The organism is Sedimentitalea xiamensis, assembly GCF_030164465.1.
Classification (GTDB): domain Bacteria; phylum Pseudomonadota; class Alphaproteobacteria; order Rhodobacterales; family Rhodobacteraceae; genus Sedimentitalea; species Sedimentitalea xiamensis.
Genome location: NZ_JASNJE010000032.1, coordinates 19,943 through 39,830, shown reverse-complemented (window position 1 = coordinate 39,830; position 19,888 = coordinate 19,943). Strand labels below are relative to the sequence as shown.

16 protein-coding genes are annotated in these 19,888 nt (G+C 65.6%); 5 read left to right on the top strand and 11 right to left on the bottom strand.

Annotation, left to right across the window (positions count from 1 at the left end):
- Positions 1-68: 68 nt before the first annotated feature.
- From QO034_RS19250 to QO034_RS19240, 3 genes are all read right to left on the bottom strand, one after another.
- Entirely contained in the window at positions 69-1,028 is a 960-nt protein-coding gene (locus QO034_RS19250) for a TAXI family TRAP transporter solute-binding subunit (protein ID WP_284487164.1), read from the bottom strand.
- A gap of 327 nt (positions 1,029-1,355) precedes the next feature.
- On the bottom strand, positions 1,356-1,766 hold the full coding sequence (locus QO034_RS19245) for a (R)-mandelonitrile lyase (RefSeq protein WP_284487163.1): 411 nt from the start codon (positions 1,764-1,766) through the stop codon (positions 1,356-1,358).
- Positions 1,767-1,836: 70 nt separating this feature from the next.
- Complete coding sequence (locus QO034_RS19240; RefSeq protein ID WP_284487162.1) at positions 1,837-3,411, bottom strand: acetolactate synthase large subunit; 1,575 nt, start codon at positions 3,409-3,411, stop codon at positions 1,837-1,839.
- A 156-nt stretch (positions 3,412-3,567) separates the two neighbouring features.
- On the opposite strand from QO034_RS19240, the gene QO034_RS19235 reads away from it, so the two are divergent.
- From QO034_RS19235 to QO034_RS19215, 5 genes are all read left to right on the top strand, one after another.
- The gene (locus QO034_RS19235; protein WP_284487161.1) at positions 3,568-4,434 is read left to right on the top strand and encodes an FAD binding domain-containing protein; all 867 of its coding nucleotides are present in this window, start codon (positions 3,568-3,570) and stop codon (positions 4,432-4,434) included.
- Positions 4,435-4,439: 5 nt separating this feature from the next.
- Positions 4,440-4,919, top strand: coding sequence for a (2Fe-2S)-binding protein (locus QO034_RS19230; RefSeq protein WP_284487160.1), 480 nt, complete (start codon positions 4,440-4,442; stop codon positions 4,917-4,919).
- Entirely contained in the window at positions 4,919-7,168 is a 2,250-nt protein-coding gene (locus QO034_RS19225; protein ID WP_284487159.1) for a xanthine dehydrogenase family protein molybdopterin-binding subunit, read from the top strand. Before QO034_RS19230 ends, QO034_RS19225 begins: the two co-directional genes overlap by 1 nt.
- Positions 7,161-7,406, top strand: coding sequence for a MoaD/ThiS family protein (locus QO034_RS19220; protein WP_284487158.1), 246 nt, complete (start codon positions 7,161-7,163; stop codon positions 7,404-7,406). Before QO034_RS19225 ends, QO034_RS19220 begins: the two co-directional genes overlap by 8 nt.
- A 99-nt stretch (positions 7,407-7,505) precedes the next feature.
- Positions 7,506-8,420, top strand: a complete 915-nt coding sequence (locus tag QO034_RS19215) for a DMT family transporter (RefSeq protein ID WP_284487157.1) — start codon at positions 7,506-7,508, stop codon at positions 8,418-8,420.
- On the opposite strand, the gene QO034_RS19210 is transcribed toward QO034_RS19215, so the two are convergent.
- The 8 genes from QO034_RS19210 to QO034_RS19175 all read right to left on the bottom strand — a co-directional run bounded on the left by QO034_RS19210 (position 8,405) and on the right by QO034_RS19175 (position 19,879).
- Positions 8,405-9,025 carry a glutathione S-transferase family protein gene (locus QO034_RS19210; protein ID WP_284487156.1) on the bottom strand — a complete coding sequence of 207 codons (621 nt, stop codon included), beginning with the start codon at positions 9,023-9,025 and terminating at the stop codon, positions 8,405-8,407. The genes QO034_RS19215 and QO034_RS19210 overlap by 16 nt on opposite strands.
- Positions 9,026-9,256: 231 nt before the next feature.
- Positions 9,257-10,585: a peptidoglycan-binding domain-containing protein gene (locus QO034_RS19205; protein ID WP_284487155.1), complete on the bottom strand. Its 1,329-nt coding sequence runs from the start codon at positions 10,583-10,585 to the stop codon at positions 9,257-9,259.
- A gap of 206 nt (positions 10,586-10,791) precedes the next feature.
- Entirely contained in the window at positions 10,792-12,372 is a 1,581-nt protein-coding gene (locus QO034_RS19200) for a formylglycine-generating enzyme family protein (protein ID WP_284487154.1), read from the bottom strand.
- Positions 12,369-13,565 (bottom strand): ABC transporter permease family protein, encoded by a 1,197-nt coding sequence (locus QO034_RS19195; protein ID WP_284487153.1) that lies wholly within the window; start codon positions 13,563-13,565, stop codon positions 12,369-12,371. Before QO034_RS19195 ends, QO034_RS19200 begins: the two co-directional genes overlap by 4 nt.
- Positions 13,559-14,284: an ABC transporter ATP-binding protein gene (locus QO034_RS19190; RefSeq protein WP_284487152.1), complete on the bottom strand. Its 726-nt coding sequence runs from the start codon at positions 14,282-14,284 to the stop codon at positions 13,559-13,561. The genes QO034_RS19195 and QO034_RS19190 overlap by 7 nt, the downstream gene beginning before the upstream one ends.
- A 6-nt stretch (positions 14,285-14,290) precedes the next feature.
- Positions 14,291-16,195 carry a vWA domain-containing protein gene (locus tag QO034_RS19185; RefSeq protein WP_284487151.1) on the bottom strand — a complete coding sequence of 635 codons (1,905 nt, stop codon included), beginning with the start codon at positions 16,193-16,195 and terminating at the stop codon, positions 14,291-14,293.
- Positions 16,196-16,229: 34 nt separating this feature from the next.
- Positions 16,230-17,237 (bottom strand): hypothetical protein, encoded by a 1,008-nt coding sequence (locus QO034_RS19180; RefSeq protein WP_284487150.1) that lies wholly within the window; start codon positions 17,235-17,237, stop codon positions 16,230-16,232.
- Entirely contained in the window at positions 17,234-19,879 is a 2,646-nt protein-coding gene (locus QO034_RS19175; RefSeq protein WP_284487149.1) for a virulence factor SrfC family protein, read from the bottom strand. Before QO034_RS19175 ends, QO034_RS19180 begins: the two co-directional genes overlap by 4 nt.
- Positions 19,880-19,888 lie beyond the last annotated feature (9 nt).

Sequence of the window (19,888 nt, the reverse complement as noted above, 5' to 3'; positions counted from 1 at the left end):
TTTGTCTTGTGCCCCGTATGCCGGGCGTACGCCCGCCACACGGGATATCCTGATCGTTCGGAGCGGACCTACATCCAGCCGCGTTCCTTGTAGTATTTTTCGGCCCCCGGATGCAGCGGCGCGGACAGGCCGCCGCTGATCATTTCCTCTTCGGTCAGGTTTTCAAAAGCCGGGTGCAGGCGCTTGAACCGGTCGAAATTGTCAAAGACCGCCTTCACCACCTGATAGACCACCTCGTCATCCACATCCGCGGATGTCACGAAGGTCGCCTTCACGCCGAAGGTATTGGTGTCGTCTGGCGTGCCTTCATACATGCCGCCGGGAATGGTCGCCGCGGCATAGAACGGGTTTTCCGCGATCAGCCCGTCGATCGCTTCGCCTTCCACCGGAACCAGCACCGCGTCGACCGTCGACACCGCTTCCTGGATGGAACCGTTGGGGTGGCCGACCGTGTAGATGATCGCATCGACCTTGTTGTCCCCGAGCGCCGCCGCCTGTTCGGCCGGCTTGAGTTCGGACGCCAGCGAGAAATCGGCCATCGTCCAGCCTTTTGCTGCGAGAACGACTTCCATCGTCGCCAACTGACCGGACCCCGGATTGCCGACGTTGACGCGCTTGCCCTTGAGGTCGTCAAAGCTGCCGATGCCGGCATCCTTGCGCGCGATCACGGTGAAAGGTTCGCCATGAACCGAGAACACGGCGCGCAGCTTGTCGAATTTGCCGTCTTCCTCGAACTTGGAGGTGCCGTTAAAGGCGTGAAACTGCCAGTCGGACTGCGCGACACCCATGTCCATGTCGCCCGCCTTGATGGCGTTGATATTGGCGATGGACCCGCCGGTCGACGGGGCGGTGCACTTGAGATTGTGTTCCGCCGTGCCGCGATTGACCAGGCGGCAGATCGACTGGCCGACGACGAAGTAGACACCTGTCTGGCCACCGGTTCCGATGGTAATGAACTTTTCCTGCGCAAAGCTCGCCGTGCCGGCTGCCATGGCCCCCGCGAAGGCGAGGCATTTTACGAATTTCATGTTTTTCTCCCATTTCCAGGTTGCGTCCGCCTTTCTTGCCGAAAGGTCTGTCGTTCTGTGACAGCGCATCTCCGTCCAGATCGAATGCGACCTCCCGAGGGAAACGCCATTCCCGGCGCGGCGTGCGCTCAGCTTCTTGGCATCGTGATCGTCATCGTTCTGTCGGATCGCGCGTCATTCCATGTTTTCACGCTAGATTTGTTTTTTCGATTGTTCAAGGCGGTTGCTGAAAACAGGCCCGGCCAGCCGGAAACCGCACAGGAAACGGGAAACAACTCGGCGGTCAACGAGTTGATTTACGATAAGAAATTGTTCAATCTCCGCCGATCAGCCTGTCGGATCCGCGCCATATTCCGCATCGGTCACATGATCCAGCCACGTCGCCGTTGCGCCGTCTTCGCCGGCTTCCTGGATCGCGATGTGCACCATCCCGGTTTCCGGTCCCGCGCCATGCCAGTGCTGTTCTTCAGGCGGAATCCACACCGTATCGCCGGGACGGATGACGCGGGGCGGCTGGTCGCGCAGACCGATCAGACCGCAGCCTTCGGTCACGTGAAGCGTCTGCCCGAGCGGATGCCGGTGCCAGGCGGTGCGGGCGCCCGGTTCGAAACTCACCCGCAGGACGCGCACCCGCGCCGGGGCGGGCGCCTCGATCACCGGATCCTGCCAGACGGTCCCGGTGAACCACTCCGATCTGGCCCGCAGGGTCGGGCGGCTGCCGGCGGCGAAAATGTCCATTCTGTCGTCTCCCATTGACATACCTGGACGAAACAGGGCGCGACACGACGCCCTTGTCAACCGGAAGGCGCTACATCATCGCCTCGATCAGGTAGGGTCCATCGACGTCCAGACCGGCGAGAATCGCCTCCTCCAGCGCAGCGGCATCCTCGACCCGCTGCCCCTCGACGCCCATGCCGCGGGCCATCTCGATCCAGCCGAGATCGGGCCGGTTCAGCGACAGCATGTCGACGGCCCGCGGGCCCGGATTCTGCACGCCGACATTGGTCAGCTCGCCGCGCAGGATCGCGTAGCTGCGGTTGGCGAAGATCACCATCGTCACATCCTGTTGTTCGCGCGCCATGGTCCAGATCGCTTGCAGCGTATACATGGCGCTGCCGTCGCCGATCAGCGCCAGCACCTTCCGATCCGGACAGGCGGTCGCGGCGCCCACCGCCACGGGCAGGCCGAAACCGATGGAACCGCCGCAATTGTTCAGCCAGCTGTGCGGCGCCGCCCCGGCCGTGGCCGGCAGGAACGTCCGGCCGGTGGTCACGGATTCATCCACCACGATGGCGTTTTCGGGGATGCTGCGCGCCAGAACCGCCGCGATCGTTTCCGGCGTGATCGCCCCATTCGGCCGCGCCGTGTCCTGCGGGGCGGCAAGTCCGGACGGCGCCACCGATCGCGCGCCGGTTCCGTCGGCCAGCGCGTCCAGCGCGCCGGTCAGATCGTCGCCCGCCCCGGCCAATGCGATGATCTCGGCCCTGTCACGGGTCAGGACCGCAGGCTTGCCCGGATAGGCGAAGAACCCGATCGGCGCGCGCGCGCCGACGAGAACGATCCGCCTGAATCCCTCCAGAGCCGCGACCGCCTGATCGATGGGATAGGGAACCTTGCCGATGAAAACCCGCCCTGCCCCGCGTTCCAGACGGGCGTTGGACCATTCCGACAGCAGGCCGCATCCCGTGGCGGCGGCGATCCGCCCGGCGGTCTGAAGGTTCTCTTCGGTCAGCGCCGCGCCCCCAAGCAGCAGCAGGCTGTCGGCGCCATCCAGCGCCGCGACCGCCTTGCCAACGGCCTTCTGGTCGAAGGGCGCGCGCCCCGGCGCTGGCACCGGCGCGGCCACGACTCCGTCTTCGTTCCAGGCCGTGTCGCTGGGCAGGATCAGCGTCGCGATCCGGCCCGGCGGCGTCATCGCCGCCTGCACCGCACGCGCGCCGTCACCCCCCACGTCCGCCGCGCTTTCCGATGTGTGAACCCAATGCGACATCGGCGCGGCGATCCCTGCGATATCCGCCGTCAGCGGCGCGTCGAGTTCGATATGGCTGGCGGCATGCTCACCGACAATGTTGACGATCCCGGATCCGGCCTTTTTCGCGTTGTGCAGGTTGGCCAGCCCGTTCGCGAGACCCGGGCCAAGATGCAGCAGGGTGCAGGCCGGTTTGCGGGCCATCCGGAAATACCCGTCCGCCGCTCCGGTCGCCACGCCTTCGAACAGGGCCAGGACCGACCGCATGCCCGGCACATGGTCGAGGGCGGCAACGAAGTGCATTTCCGAAGTTCCCGGATTCGAGAAACAGGTGTCGACACCGCTGGCGAGCAGCGTCCTGACCAGGCTTTCCGCCCCGTTCATGGTCCCTGCGCGCGTATCCTGATCCGTCATGGCTGCATCCTCCCTGTGATTCCGGCCAACCTATGCCGCTGGTTCGGCGGGATGCAATCGGGATTGCGGATGTTCCGCGCCGGGGCCACGGGGGTGGTTGCCGTTTCCCTTTCTATCTGAAACACTCTGCCGGTCAGGTATGCGGGAGACAGCCAGATGCAGTATCACAAACCGGAAAATTTCGAAGACGCCGTGGCCATCGCCGCGCAGGCGCAGGGGCTGACGCGGTTTCTCGCGGGGGGCACGGATGTGCTCGTGCAGCTGCGCGCGGATATCGCCGTTCCGGATACGCTGGTGGATGTGAAAGGCATCGGCGGGGTGAAGGACATCACCCGCGAATCCGATGGCGGCTGGCGCATCGGGATCGCGGTTTCCGGCGCGGAAATGACCGAACATCCCGATCTCGGGCGGGACTGGCCCGGCGTCGTCGAAGCGACCGACCTGATCGGGTCCACCCAGATCCAGGGCCGCGCCACGATGACCGGGAACCTCTGCAACGGGTCGCCGGCCGCGGATGCCGTGCCCGCCATGGTCGCGGTGGGAATGTCCGTCTCCGTGACCGGACCTGACGGCACCCGGCGCGTTCCCGTCGAAGAGATTCCCGCCGGTCCGGGCAGGACAAGCCTTGCCAAGGGCGAAATGATCTCGGCCCTGCATATCCCGCCGCGCGGCGCTGCGGGCGGCGACGCCTACCTGCGCTTCATTCCGCGCACAGAAATGGACATCGCGGTGGTCGGCTGCGCCGTGAACCTGCGCCTTGACGGCGATACCGTGGCCGAGGCGCGCGTCGCGCTCGGCGCGGTGGCACCGACGGTCCTGCTGGTCGCCGACGCCGCGGACGCGCTCGTCGGAACGACGCTGGACGACAAGGCGCTGGACGCATTGGCCGAGGCCGCATCCGCCGCCTGCAAACCGATCGACGACAAGCGCGGCACGGTCAAGTTTCGCACCCATGTGGCGGGCGTTCTGGCCCGGCGGGCCGCGAAGATCGCCTATGACCGCGCCCGCAGCACGAGGACGTGAAGACCATGAGCAAGATGCATATCACCACCACCGTCAACGGCGATGACGTGGAATTCCTCTGCGATCCGCGCGAAACCCTGCTGGACGTCCTGCGCGATCGCCTGGGGTTGACCGGCGCGAAGGAAGGCTGCGGCACCGGCGACTGCGGCGCCTGTTCCGTAACGCTGGACGGGCGCCTTGTCTGCTCCTGTCTCGTGCTGGGCGCCGAAGCCGAAGGCAAGCGGATCGGCACCATCGAAGGCATGGCCAAGGGCGAAGACCTGCATCCGCTTCAGAAGAAATTCATCGAACATGCCGCGCTGCAATGCGGCATCTGCACACCCGGCATTCTGGTCGCCACCGAGGCGCTCCTGAAGAAGAACCCGGACCCCAGCGAAACGGAAGTCCGGTATTGGCTGGCCGGAAACCTCTGCCGGTGTACCGGCTATGACAAGATCATCCGCGCCGTTCTGGAGACGGCCGCGGACATGCGGGAGGCATCGTGATGGCACTGGACTCTTTGAAATCCGAAGGTTTCAAACAGGTTGGCACCCGGCCCGACCGCCCGGACGGGTTCGACAAGGTGACGGGGCGCGCCAAATTCGGGGCAGATGCGACCGCGCCCGGCATGCTCCACGCCGCGATTGTCCGCAGCCCCCACGCCCATGCGCGGATCACGCGGATCGACACCAGCAAGGCCGAGGCGCTGACCGGCGTCAAGGGCGTCGTCACCCGCGCCGATTTCGCAACCGGCCTGAAAGGCGAGAACTGGAATATCCTGGAAAACGTCATGGCGGGCGATACCGCGCTCTATGACGGCCACGCGGTCGCCGCGGTCGCCGCGACAAGCCCGCTCATCGCCCGCGATGCGGCCAAGCTGATCGAGGTCGAATACGAGATCCTGCCCCATGTCACCGATGTCGACGAGGCAATGGCCGAAGGCGCGCCGGTGATCCGTGAAGGCGCCGCCGACAAGTCGGTGCCGCCGGGGCTGCACCCGAACGTCGTGCGCTATCACGAAAGCGGGCACGGCGACGTGGACAAGGGCTTTGCCGAGGCCGATCTGGTGATCGAAGACCATTTCAGGACCGAAGCCACCCATCAGGGATATATCGAACCGCACGCCTGCCTTGCCACGCTGGGCGGAGACGGCAAGGGTGAACTCTGGTGCTGCACGCAGGGGCATTGGAACGTGCAGAAGATCTGTTCCGCGCTCCTGGGGCTGGAGACCAGCCAGTTGCGGGTTACGGCATCGGAAATCGGCGGCGGTTTCGGCGGCAAGACGACCGTCTTCATCGAACCCGTCGCGCTGGCCCTGTCGCGCAAGACCAACAAGCCGGTCAAGCTGGTGATGTCCCGCTCCGAGGTGTTCCGGGCCACTGGGCCGACGTCGTCCACGTCCATGGACGTCAAGATCGGCATGAAGAAGGACGGCACGATCACTGCTGCGCAGGGCGTGTTCCGCCTGCAAGGTGGCGCATTTCCCGGTGCGCCCTGCGAATTCACCGCCATGTGCGCCTTTGCCCCCTATGCGCTGAAGAACGTGCACCAGGTCGGCTATGACGTGATTGCCAACCGTCCGAAACAGGCGGCCTACCGCGCGCCGGGGTCGCCCATGGCTGCCTTCGCGGTGGAATCGGTGATCGACGAACTGTGCGGGCAACTGGGGCTTGACCCGATCGAAACCCGTCTGAAGAACGCGTCAAAGAGGGGCACTAAGGCCAGCTTCGGCCCGACCTTCGACCAGATCGGGCTGGTGGAAACGCTGGAAGCAGCCAAGGCGCATCCGCATTATTCCGCCCCGCTCAAACCCGGCCAGGGGCGCGGTATTTCCTGTGGATTCTGGTTTAATCACGGCGGCGAAACCGCTGTTTCCCTTGCGCTTTCCGAAGATGGTACCGCACAGCTCGCAGTTGGTACGCCCGATATCGGCGGCAGCCGTGCGTCCATGGCGCTGATGGCCGCCGAGGAACTGGGCATTCCTTATGAAAACATCCGTGTCACCATCGCCGACACGGCGACGCTGGGCTATAACGAGGTCAGCCACGGCAGCCGCGTCACCTATGCCAGCGGTCTTGCCACCATCGAGGCGGCGCGGGACGCGGTGAAAAAGCTGTGCGCACGGGCGGCGGCGAAATGGGGCATCCCCGAGGATGCGGTGAAATGGGAGAACGGCTGCGCCGTGCCTTCAGGACCCAACGCGGGCGATTTCGACCCTTTGCCGATCGACCAGATCACCAAACGCATGGGCGCCACCGGCGGCCCGATCGTCGGCCATTTCGAAGCGACCCCCGAAGGCGCAGGCGTCAGCTTCGCCACCCATATCGTCGATGCCGAGGTCGATCCCGAAACCGGCAAGACCAGCGTCGTGCGATACACGGTGGTGCAGGATGCGGGCAAGGCGATCCACCCGACCTATGTGGAAGGCCAGTTCCAGGGCGGCGCGGCGCAGGGCATCGGCTGGGCGCTGAACGAGGAATATATCTACGGCGAAGATGGCCGCCTTCAGAACGCCGTGTTCCTCGACTACCGGATCCCGGTCGCCAGCGATCTGCCGATGATCGACACGGTGATCGTCGAAGTGCCCAATCCCGGCCACCCCTATGGCGTGCGCGGGGTCGGCGAAACCTCGATCTGCCCGCCGCTCGCCGCCATCGCCAACGCGGTCTCCGCCGCCGCCGGGGTGCGTCTGCACGAATTGCCGATGTCCCCGCCCCGGATTCTCACGGCGCTGGAAAAACAACGCGATGGTTGAGGTCAACCTCTGGTCCGGCCTGCGCGCCCTGGCCGACGGCAAGGACAAGGTCGAAGTCGAGGCAACAACGGTGGGCGAGGTCCTGGATGGACTCGTCAAGGCACATCCCGGCCTCAAGGACGCCATCGACGCCGGTGTGTCGGTGGCGGTCGACGGGCGGGTCATCGCCAGCAGCCTGACCGAACCGATACGACCGGACAGCGAAGTTTTCCTGATGCAGCGCCTGAAAGGCGGCTGATCCGTGACGGGCACGCCCGGCGTTTCGGGTGTCGCAATCGCTTAACATGTGACCTAACCTGCCGGGAAACCGCTTCTCGATCCAAGAAGGCTTCCCGGCGTGCGCTTCCGGACTTTTTCCAAACGATTGCTTGCCGACTGGATGGCGCAGACCCCGGTTCTGCGCTGCAGCATCTTCATGTGCGTATCGACGCTTGCCTTTGCAGTCATGCAAGTCTCGGTGCGGGCGGTCTCGGCCGAACTGCCGCCGTTTCAGATCGCCTTCTTCCGCAACCTGTTCGGCCTCGCCTTCCTCGTGCCGCTGCTGGTCGGACAGGGCTGGGCGCAGATGCGCACGCAACGGCTTGGCCTGCACGCGCTTCGCGGATTGGTGAACATCGGCGCCATGCTGATGTTCTTCACCGCCGTCGCGACGACGCCGCTTGCCAAGGTCACGGCGCTGAGCTTTACCGCGCCAGTCTTCGCCGCCGCCTTGTCGGTGCTGGTTCTCGGCGAAACTTTCCGGCTGCACCGCTGGACCGCGATCCTGTTCGGATTTCTCGGCATGCTGATCATTCTGCGGCCAGGTCTGGCGATCATCGAACCGGGCGCGTTTCTGGTGCTCGGCTCCGCCGTACTCTGGGCCGTGGCGATGATCATCATCAAGATCCTGTCGCGCACCGAAAGCAGCGTCGCCATCGTGGCCTGGATGGGCGTGTCCCTGTGCCTGTTCTCCATAGGCCCGGCGCTCATGGTCTGGCAGACGCCGTCCCCCACCGCATGGCTCTGGTTGGCGTTCATCGGTTTCACCGGGTCGGTGGCCCAGGTTTCCCTGAGCCAGGCGCTGAAGGAGACCGACCCGACGGCGGTGCTGCCCTTCGACTTTCTCAAACTGATCTGGACCGCGCTGCTCGCGGCGTGGCTGTTCGGCGAGATCCCCGACATCCACACCTGGATCGGGGCCGGGGTGATTTTCGGATCCGGCCTTTACATCGCGCGCCGCGAACGGCGCGCCGCGGCTCAGGCGAAAGCGTAGGCGCCGCCCTTTTCCAGCGCGCGGACGTAGCCGGAACGCGCGTGTATCGTCCGGACGAATTCCGCCAGTTTCGGATACGCCTCGCCCCTGCCCTGCCGCATCGCGACTTCGGCGGGAAAGCTCATCATGATGTCCACGGCGGACAGGTGATCCAGCACGAAATGGCCCGATGGGCGCAACGTCTTTTCCATATGCTCGAAATGGCTGCCAAGTTGCTGTTCGATCCGCGGCGCAAGCGGTGCGCCCGCCTCTCCGAGACGTCCCACGTAGAGCGCCAGCAGGATCGGCGCCATCGCCGAGCCTTCGGCGAAATGCATCAATTCGAGATGGGTGATCCAGTCGTCCGTGCCGGCTTCGGGGATCATCCCCGGCGCGTAAAGGGTGCAGAGATATTCGACGATGGCGCCGCTCTCCACGATCAGGCGGCCCTTGTCCTCGATCATCGGGGATTTTCCCAGCGGATGAACCTGCGTCAGTTCGGGCGGGGCGAGATAGGTCACGCTGTCACGCGCGTACCGCCGGATCACATAGTCCAGCCCCAGTTCCTCAAGAAGCCAGAGAACCCGCTGGGACCGGGAATTGTTCAGGTGATGCACGGTGATCATGGCCACTCTCCTTTGCCGACGATTGCGGGGACTGACGCCATCATCCTGCAATGGCCATCGTCAATGTGGAGTCGGGCGCTCGTTTTCCCTTGTCCCGCCCCGATCCGGGCGGCGAGGACGGACTTCCGGAACGGGAAGCCCCTCTGGCGCATGGCATTGCGCCGAAGGGGCTTCAATCCGGTTTCGAAATACGGACGGGGCAGCCGCGAACGGCGTTCCGTCCAAGCTGAGTCAATCGCCGGATGGCGCGGTGAAGACCGGCAGCGCCGCGGCCGCATTGCCCGGCGCCGTTCCACCCTGCATCGCCGCCTTCAGCACCGCCACCCGGTCGGACGATTGCCCGACCGCCGGAGCACCGCCATTGGCCAGCGAATCCAGCGCCAAGGTCATCCAGGCGCCTGCCTGCTGGGCGGTCGCCTTGGGCGTTCCGAACCCTTCGCGCATGTGGTGGCTGATCATTTCGCCGTAGCCTTCCTGCCCCGCGCCGGCCAGCAGAACCGCGGAGGCCAGGGCCATTTCCGCGTTATCCGTGCGATAGCCGACCCCGAGGCATACCTTGCCGCCGGAAACCAGTTGATCCATCGAACGCCCGGAGGAGTCCAGGAACCCTGACGCCTCGCTCACCACCTGTGCCGGGCTGGCGCTGTCCAGCGTCGCGACATAGGGGGCAACGGCCTGGGCAAGACCTTCGCATTGCTGGGTGATCTGGGCATCGGTCAGGTTCGGGATCGTCGACACGATGGAGGTGCTTTCCGCCATTGCATGGGTCCGCGCAAGGCAGAATTGCTCGTTCAGGGCAAATTCGGGGTCCGACATGCCGCCTGCCTTGCTGAGTCCGCCGTTGGCCGCTGTCAGGACGCTGATTTCATTGCAATGTTCGTTCACGGATTTCGCGACCTTTCCGAAGGTGAATTCCGGCAGGACGGCCGTTTCGGCGCGGGCCGTGACCGGTTCCGGCTGGACGGCGGCGGGCGCGGGCACCGTCACGGGCACCGGTCGCGGCGCGGGCACCGGGGCCGGAACAGGCGCCTGGACCGCGGCGGTCTGGTAGCTCGGCGTGGCGATTCCCAGCTGTTCGTTCCGGTAGGTTCTCAGCAGACCGTTGTAGCCCTGCGTCGCGACCACCTGATTGTAGGGCGGCACCGAGGAACTCGCCAGCGCCCGCTGATAGCTGCCCAGCAGGAATTCGCTCTCATGCGGATCGAGGTAGCCATCGGGCTGGAACCCCATTTCCGACTGATAGCGCGAGATTCCGGCCCGGCTCTTGCGACCGAGCGATCCGTCGACGGTGCCGACGTTGTAACCGAAATAGTTGAGCGCGGTCTGCACCTGGCGGTTTTCCGCCCGCTGGGCCGAAGACACCGAACTGGATCGCGTCGTGGTGGTGCGTTGCGTCGTGGTGCGCTGACGCTGCTTGTTCTTGTTCACTTCGTTGACAATGATGCCGCCGAGCAGCAATCCGCCCAGGAGCGCCGCGCCATCGTTAGCCTGGGCCCGCTGGACAGGCACCGCGATCAGGCTCGCGGCGACCAGTGTCGTGCAGAATTTTCGTGTAAACATGTTCAATACCTCACAGAAGAAACACGTTGCCGGACCGGAATGCGGCCCCGCAACCTTGTGTCACAGAACGACCAGCCTTCATTATAGCAGCCCAACAGCCCACAGTATACAAGTCAAGCCCGCAGGCCCGTTCCACCCCGCCCAAGTGGCCGGCATGGCGGAAATGTGAAGGCTCCGGCACGTGTGGGAATGCGTATTGGCCCTGCTCATTCCAGTGCGATCTTCAGCAGGTCCGCCGAATTGATATCCGGACGCGCCTGGTAGGCCGCCAGATCCAGCCAGAACCGGTCAAGCATCTCCAGGGTGGTGCCGCGGGCCGACAGCGAAAGTTCCTCGCGCAGAACCGTATAGGCAATTTCCCGGTCCGCGGCTTCGAGGTCGCCCGACAGGGTTTCCAGAGCGGCGCGGAAGGACAGCAGGAATGTCGACTGCACCTCGCGCAACGCGGCGATCTCAGCCACGTGCCCGGCGACCTGACGGCCATAGAAGGCGCTGTTGTTTCCGGCCCGCTGAAGGTCGATCAACATGCGGATATTGCTGGCCTTGCTGTCGATCCTTTCGGCGTTTTCGCGCAGCGAGTCCACGAAGACCGCTCCAGCCAGCAGGGTCGCCCGGGCCGATTGCTGCAGCGCGGTCTGGGCCTGTTCGCGGGATCGGCGCAGATCCAGTTTCAGCCCGTCCAGCGCCGCCTTGCGGCGCGGATCGACCTCCGCCTCGATCAGGCGGGTGATCTGCGCCACCGGGTCCTCCGCCTTCTGCGCGTCGCCATCGCCGCCCGCCAGCGCGATCCAGCGATCGCGAATGGCGCGCAGCCGCGCGTCCGAGGTGGCGATATGGCTGGCGATGACCAGCCGCACACCGAAAGTTTCCGACCGCAGCGGCGCGCCGGTCGCGGGATCGTAGGGCGGATATTCGGTGCGCTGGGCGCTGTACATCTGTTCCGCCGATGACAGCACCGATCCGCCGCGCGTCACGATCCCGCCCACCTGCCCGCCCATCCGGCCGATCGCGTTCAGGCGAAACGGTTCCAGCATGAGTTCTTCGGCGTTTCCGTAGACGTCGTAAAGCCCAAGCGGGTTCGGTTTGCGAACGGCCACCGGCCCGAGGCGACCGCGCGACGATCCCGGCGCCTGGAACAGCGCATAGTTCCTCGGGTCGCCGGTTCCGAAGAAGGTCAGGCCGAGGAACTCCGTCTCGTCGATCCGGGCGCCGCCGCGGGTTGCGTATTCCCATTCCGCCTCGGTCGGCAAACGCAGGAAACCGGCGGCGTCGCCCGCGCGGGGCAGCGCCTCCGGATGGGTCCGATAGAGCCATTCGGTATAGGTTTGCGCCAGGCCGACCGCGTCGAACCACCCGAGACCGCCCTGCGCCAGACGGTCCGTCCGGTCCGGCGGCGCACAATCGCCGTTCAAGGCTCGGAACTGGCCGCGGGTCAGTTCATAGCGGGCGATGAAATAGTGGGTGGTTCCCGGATCTGAATCGCTGAACGGTCCGCGCAGGAACGCGGGCAGGAAATAATCGGAATAGCCGGTCCGGTCGAGGGACTGACCCAGCCGCACCCGCCGGTCCGCCAGCGGATCGGACGCATCCACCGGCACGGTCACCTTCTGAAACGCCATCGCCGCGCCGCAGGGCATCGGCAGCATAAGGTCCGCCGGGGCGCTGTCATGGGCCGGGTCGGTCAGGTCCAGCGGCCATGGCTCTTCCTCGGCCCGCGCCGGATCAGGTGCCGCCTGAACGGTCAGGAAGGCAAGCAGGAGGAGGAGGCCGGGGCGAAAACCGGTCATGTTCCCTCTCTTAGCACACTGGCCGGGTCAAGACGCTGCACGGTCCATGCCGCGACGCCGGCGGCGCAAGCCACCAGCCCGAGAACCGCCGCGCAGATCGTCACGCCCTGCGGCAGGGTGATGATCGCCAGCGCGGCCCCCTCCGGAAACCCCTGGCCGAACAGGGTCGACGCGGCGCGGCCCGCGACCAGGTAGAGAAGAAATGACAGCGCCAGCCCCAGCACCGCCGTCAGCAGCGCCTGAACGATCGGGAACAACGCCAGCCGTGCCGCCGGAACGCCCAGCAGCGCGATACCGGCGAGCACCGTCTTCTTGCGGCCGACATCGGACCAGAACCCCAGCAGCAGCGCCGCCCCCAGCCCCAGCGCCGCCAGCGCCGCTGTCAGCCCCAGCGCCAGGTCGAGCTTGCGCCCGAGCCCAAGGAGCGATTCCACATCGCGGGTCCGGGCGGAGGTGGCGATGCCAAGCTGCCGTTCCAGCCGCGCCTGAAGGCCAGCAAGGTCCTCCAGCCGGTCGGCATAGACGCGCACGCCTTCATAGGACGGTATCCGGCTCGCCAGATCGCGCGCACCCTCGATCCCGTAATCCGGCAGGCTGTAGGATTCGTAGAAGGCTTCGATGAGATCGAGCATCGGATAGGGCGCCAGCACCGAACGGCCGGACACGGCCGTTTCCGGCAGGATCATCGCCACCGTCACCGGCAGAACCAGTTGCCGGGGCCGCCCCTCGGCCTGGCTGATCAGCTGCAGGCCGGTCCCGGTCTTGAGGTTCAGTTGCGCGGCGAGCTGGGCGCTGACCGCGACCTCGCCTTCGCCCAGAACCGCCCCCGCCGGCAAGGTCGGGTCCCCCTCGCCCGATGGCAGAATGAGCGCCGGGTGCATCCGCCGACCGTCCACGACGCGCACGTTCATATAGTCGAACTGGCCGCGCACCTTCGGCGTCATGAAGGCTATTTCAGACCAGTCGCGCAGCGGCGCGAGATCGGCGTCCGTCAGCGACGCATTGCCTTGCGTGTCGATCTGGCGATTGGCCGGATCGGCGAGCATTTCCCCGATCAGGGCGGAATAGACCCCGTTCTTGACACCGAACAGCACCAGAAGCGGCACCAGAATCCCCACCATCACCGCCGTGTTGCAGAACAGGAAGAACCGATCGCGGATCAGGTCGCGCCAGGCCAGCCGGACGATCAGCATGGAACGGCCTCCGGGGAACTGGTGACGGCATTTCCGACGGTGCGCACCGACAGGCGCAGCCTGGGAATGTCGAACCGGGCGAGGCGCTCCACATCATGGGAGGACAGGATGACGCCACTGCCTTCCGACTTCGCGACATCCAAAAGGAGGTCAAGCACCGTATCGGCACTGTCGCTGTCCAGCGCGGCGGTCGGTTCGTCGGCGATCACGAAGGCCGGCCTGTGGGACAGCGCGCGTGCGATCGCCGTGCGCTGGCGCTGGCCGATGGACAGGGCGCCCGGACGAATCGCCGCCACATCCCGCAACCCGAGACGGTCGATCAGGGCATCGCACCTTGCCGCGTCGGTCCGTCCGTTCACCCGTTGCGGCAGGGCGATGTTCTCGGACACGGTCAGGAAAGGCATGAGCCCGCCGGTCTGGGGCACGAAGCCGAACAGCCGGCCCCGAGTCCGCGCAAGGTCGGCGCTGCGCGCGCCCCTGGACCAGAGGCCGGCCAGATCGACCCCGCCCTGCCCCTCCCAGCGATACCGCGTCCCGCCGCCTGGCGCCCGCAACAGGCCCAGCAATTCCAGCAGCAGGGTCTTTCCCGACCCGCTCGCCCCGGTAAGGGCCACGGTCTTCCCCGCCGCCAGCGAGAATTCGTCCACCCGCAACCGAAACGCCCGGTCGCCGTCGCGCAGGCTGATGTCACCGTCACGCAGGATCAGACCGTCCGTCATGGGCCTCTAGGGCAACACGTCAAAGGGCATCGCGAACACATATTCACCGTCCGGCGAGTCTTCGAACAACGGCGTCCAGACGTCGGGGTCCAACAGCCACTTGCGATATTGCACCAGTTTCTGCCGCATTCCGTCCAGAATCGCCCGCCGGTTCATGGCGCTTTGCGCCCAGCGGTCTTCGGTGGTCAGCATGAGCTGGCTTTCATAGGGCAGATCTTCGAGAAACTCGAGCGCGCCGCCCAGCGTATCGCTGTCGGTGCTGATCAACCGGTCCGGGTTCTGCGCCATGCGCGCCACCACATCGCGCACCTGGTTGAAGAAATTCGCCGCGTCCTCCGCGCCGCGGCTGCGTTCTCCCAGGTCGGAAAGTTCGGTCAGCAGGTCGGCCATCGTGGCCATTTCGTTCCTGGTCACGAGAAGCCGCGGTTCTATGGCCAGTTTTCCGGGGTCTTCCACCGCCTTTTCCGACACCCAGCCTTCGATGACATCCGGCGCCTGGGTGCCTTTCTTCTGGCCCAGATAGGCCAGTTTCAGCGCCAGCGAGAGGTTGACCAGTTCTGGGCCGGTTTCCTCGGGGCTCAGGAGCCTGGCTTCGTTGCGCGCCACGCGGATCACGTCGGTCACGGCGGACACCAGCCGCGTCACCGTGTCTTCCAGCGCCTGCGGCGTACCGTTCTCGATTTCATAATAGAACGAGTCGTTGTGAAACCGCGACAGGTCGCGATACTGACTCGCGGCATAGGCGTGCTGGGCCTCGCCGCCCGCCGGCGTTTGCAGGTGCAGCGTCATGATCGTGATGCCCTTGTCCTGGGCGTTGCGCTGAAGTTCCTTCGCGCCGATCTGGGATCGGGCGTTGGGGTCGCGCACATCCTTGGGGCCGGCATCGGTGATCAGGATCACGATCCGGGCGTCATAGGGATCCGTGCCTACGCCGGTCCAGTCGGTGAGATCGACCGCGTCCTCGACACCGGCGAGGCTGTCTTCGTTGAATCCCGGCGAATTGGCATCGGCGACCTGCGTGGCGGCGCGTATCGTGGCGATAACGGGCGTCTGGTCCTGACGCCTCTGAAGCGGCAGAAGCGTGCGGGTGCGGTATTCCAGAGCCGGGGCCGCATCGGTGCTGTCGCGAAACGCCACGACGCCGAAATGCACCTTGTCGCCGATCTCGCTGCCCCGCAGGTCGCCGACGATCCTTTCGACCGCCTTCTGCGTGCGCTGGATATAGGGATCCATCGACCTGGTGGTGTCGAAGACGAACACGATCCCGGCGTCGAACTCCGTATCCGAGGCCGGCCCGGTCGCGCCCTCTTCCCGCAGCGGGACCGATGCGACCTTCATCAGAAGGTTCTCTTCATAGTTCAGGGGGTGCAGATCCTGGGTGAAATCGAGGATCGGCATCAGGTAAAGCTGATCGACGATGTTCACGTATTCCGCCGGCTCGACGGCGACCACGCCCCGCTCCGGGGGCAGCGCATCGTTGGCGGCCTCGTTCAGCATCTGCGTCTGCAACTCGCGCAGGGCTTCGTGTTCCATCATCCCGCGCAACCGGTCTTCGCTGTCGAACAGGAACTGGCGGTTTCGTCCGGCGCTGTTGGTGAATGCGCCGATGATGTTCTGTTTCCACTGAACCACGTCTTCGGACGGCACCCACCCCACCGGGCCCGCGGACACCGAAGGCCCGACCTGATACCACCCCGGCTCCGCATCATAGACATAGAGCGGCTGAAACGCGGCGTAGCTTTGGCTGGCGCTTTCCCCCGGCGCAGTGTGTTGCATGGCGCCGGGGCGCGTCAGGACCCTTTGATAGACGGTCTCCCGGCCTTCCGCGAGCAGCGGCCGAATGATGCCTTCCGCCATCGCGCCGGTCGCGGACAGCACGCAGGCGATCAGCAGTCCGTAGCCAACGGACATTGCACGCGACGCAACCGACCGCGGGAAACCCCAATTACGGGCAATAGTCATTGTAGGCTCCCTTGTCCAAGGTTGCATCCGACCCGGCCAGCCGCAAGCAAGTCTGCGCCAGCCGCTCGTGCGCCTCACCCGACCCCGCCTGAGCCGCGCGAAAGTAGTATTCCGCAGCCTGTGCCGGATCGTCATCAAACCGCAAGCCGATCCCGGTTTCAATGGGATCGTGCAGGATCTCTTTGTCATAAAGCTTGCCGAACAGAAGGAGCGCTGCGCCGTCCTGTCCGGCGGCGGCGTCTTCCACCAGCCGCAAGACCGTGTCGGGCGACACATCGGCGCCGCAGGACCGGATCGCCTGTTCCGCATTCCCGAAGCCTCCGCCGATCGCCTGCAACGCAGACAGGCTGCAAGGGTTTTCCTGCGGCGGGTTTTCCGCCGTCCGCTCCGTATCACCCGGCCAGAAGATCCAAGCGGCAAGACCGGCGAGAAGCGCCAGCACCAAGACCAGGATCGGCAGGATCAGGCTGCCCGTCCTGGTCCCGGTATCGTCACCGGACAGGTCTTCGGGGATCGGCGCAGGACCCGGCGCGTCGGGGACCGGTTCGGTCCGGACCTTGCCGACAAACCGTTCGTTCTCGGCGGGTCTCCGTTCGCGCGCGACCGCCTGCAATCCTCCCAGAACCGCCGCCCCGGCGCGCGGCGGCACCGTGTCGGGCCAGCTGACATCGAATCCCCGGTCGCCGACGACCAACCGCAGCGGTGCGTATTCCTGCAACTTGTTGACGATTTCCGGGCCGATACGCAAACGGTCCCCCCCTTTTCCACGTTGCACGTCATAGGGGCCGAAATCCACCCGTTCCGATTGCCAGTTGGCGTCACCGATCCCGATCTGTGCGCCCGGCGCGTCCGACGACGCCAACCAGCGTTCGGTGTAGGCGTCAAAGACCGCCACCGTTGTCGCGCCCTCGGGAAGGCTGCCCGCGGGAAGTTGAAGAAACGCATACCCGCCTGCGCGTTCCTGCGGATCGGGATGGACGGTCAGGGTCATGCCGCGGCGCGACCCGACAGCGCGTTCAGCAGGTCGCCCAGACGCAGGTTCTGTTCGATGTTGATTTCGCCGTTCTCGCCATCCTTGGCGTTGGCGACGAACACCGCGTCCAGCGCAAAGACCCAATCGGTCCAGACCGTCTCTGCGATGGCCAGGGGTTGCGGGGGCAGATCGTCCACCGTATCGGCAGCGGCGGGCGCATCGAAGATCGCGCGCGACGTGCCGTCCGGCATCTGCACATGGGGACGCTTGCCTGCCGGGATGTCGAGCATCCCGAGGGTGGATACGAACGCGTTGATCGCCTCGGCGCCGACGATCGACGCGGGCTGGGCCTGTTTTTCGACATTCAGACCGAAATTGATCTCTTCCAGCTGCGCCGCCGTCCTGTGCCCCAGCCCCGTGCGCCGCGCCGCGTGGATCAGTTCGGTCACCAGGTCCCCGGTCGCGCTATCGCCCATGCCATAGGCCCTGCGCCGCGCCGGATCGTCACGGAACCGTTTCAGCCGGTCGATCCAGATCTCGATGGCGGTTTCCGCCTGGAACTGTTCCAGCGTCATGGTGCGGATATCCGACGCCGCAGCGACAGGCACGACAGGGCGGTCCGGCCGCGCGGGACGGCCCGGACGTTGCAACGCGGGCGCTCCGGGCGCGGAGGCGTCGCCTGTCCCTCCGGCGGCGCTGACGGCGCTGGTGATCCGGACTGAACTGGGCACGCGGGCAATGCGGCCCTCGATCTCGTCCTGATCCACCATCAGGGACGACAGCACCGCCCCGAAGCGATGCCGCGCCAGCGCCTGTTCCAGGTCGTCGATAACCCTTGTCACCGCCTCGCGCTTTTCGGCGATGCGGGTTTCGACGTCGTCGGAAACGTGAAATGGACTGATCGCCTGTTTCAGCTCCGCCCGCGCCTGATCCAGTTGCAACCGGATCTGTCTGAGCTTGCTATCGGGTTTGCAAACCTTATCGAGCGCCGACGTCAGGTAGCTCACGCCGCCGTCATTCAGCGCAAGCGCGGCGTCCCAGGCGGCGCCGGGATCGGCGAAGTGCCGTTGCACGGCAGGAGCCGCAAGACAGCCCAACCGAAGTTCGGTCATCCTCGCCTGCTTGTCCGGACGAATTCGAACTTCGCGCCTGTCCGGCCCGTAGTCCATCAGCCCTTCGACATAGAAGTTCGGGTTGCGCAGCCAGAAACAGTTGGTGAACGGCTGCCCCGGCACCCAGTTGTTCACCCAATCGTCGCTGCCCCGGCCGAACTTTTCCAAAAGCGAGGCGGCCATGCGCCGTTCGAACCGGGTTTCATCCCCGCCCTGCGCCGCCGAATCCGCCAGATGCTTGTCGAACTTGGTCAGGACCATGAAGAGTGCGCAATCGGTCCGCGCCCGCTGTTCCGGCGTCGCGCCGTGCGTCGTCGCGATCCAGTTCTGTACCAGACCTGGCAGGTCCACGGTTTCCATGTTGCTGTCGGGAATGCAAAGCAGCATGGAGGTGATTTCCTGGTTCTGCACATAGCGGTCGAACAGATAGGCGACCTTGCCGCGCAACAAGAGGTCCGGCAGGATCGCGTCCCCGCCGTCGGCAAGGGATTTGGCAAGATCCTGTTCGAACCTGTTTCGCGCGCCGGGGAAATCCAAGAGATCGGTCGCCGCGAACATGGGCGACGGCAGTGCTTTCATGGGCAGAACCAGTTCGGCCGCCAGGGCGCACACCACCGACCGTTCCATCCGCGCCGATCGCCCGTCGGCCGTGACCAGTGCCAGCGGCGCGCCATCCGCGCCGCCGCTCAGGGTCTTTACGTCGATGATCGAGGTTCCCCGCGGAACCAGCGCGTCTAGCCCCGCGAACACCTCTTCGGGATGGCCCAGCCGGTCCAGCGCCTCTGCGAGTCGGACGTAGAGATCGCAGAACGCCGGATGCCGCCCCCAGAGGATCGCGAAGAACGCGGCACGGTCCGCAAGGCTCAGCCCCGGAGCAATCGCGGCCGCGTCCTCCCAGAAAGGACGCAGGGCGACCGCATAGGATTCGCGTCCGAAGGCGGATTCGAAATACGCGCCGATCTCGTGCACGTCATCGGGATCAAGCCCCGGTCTGGCCGGACCGGACAGGGATTTGAACGCGTCCAGATGGGCCGCGATCTCGGATGCCTCGGGGCTGGGTTCCGACCGGTCGCCATCCATGAAGAAGCTGTTGACCAGCGTGCGGATGATATCCGCCTCGCTCAGCAAGGTCAGGCGCACCGGATGGCCGTCCGGCGTCGGATGCCGTTCCATCGTGAACCGGGTCACGAGCCCGGTGCTTTCGCCTTCTCCTTCGGGGTTGATCTCGCGGATATAGTCCAGGGTGCCGCCCGGTCCGTTGAAACCGGCGATCAGAGGGCCGGAGTCCGGTCGCGCAAGAACCGACACCAGAAACGACTTGCCCGCCTGGCTTGGACCGAACACGCTGACCGACATGCGCGACTGCGCCGCCCGCGCGAGCCGCCGGGCACGGCGCGCGCCGCGCCGCATCATCTGGACCAGCGACTTGCTTTCCGACCCGACCAGATCGGCGTTCTCCGGATCCTCGATCCAGGCCAGCGCCTGCCGTGTCAGATCCGCGAACTCCGTGCAGTCCTCTGTCAACTTCTCCTGTTCCCGACCCGTCATGTTGACCTC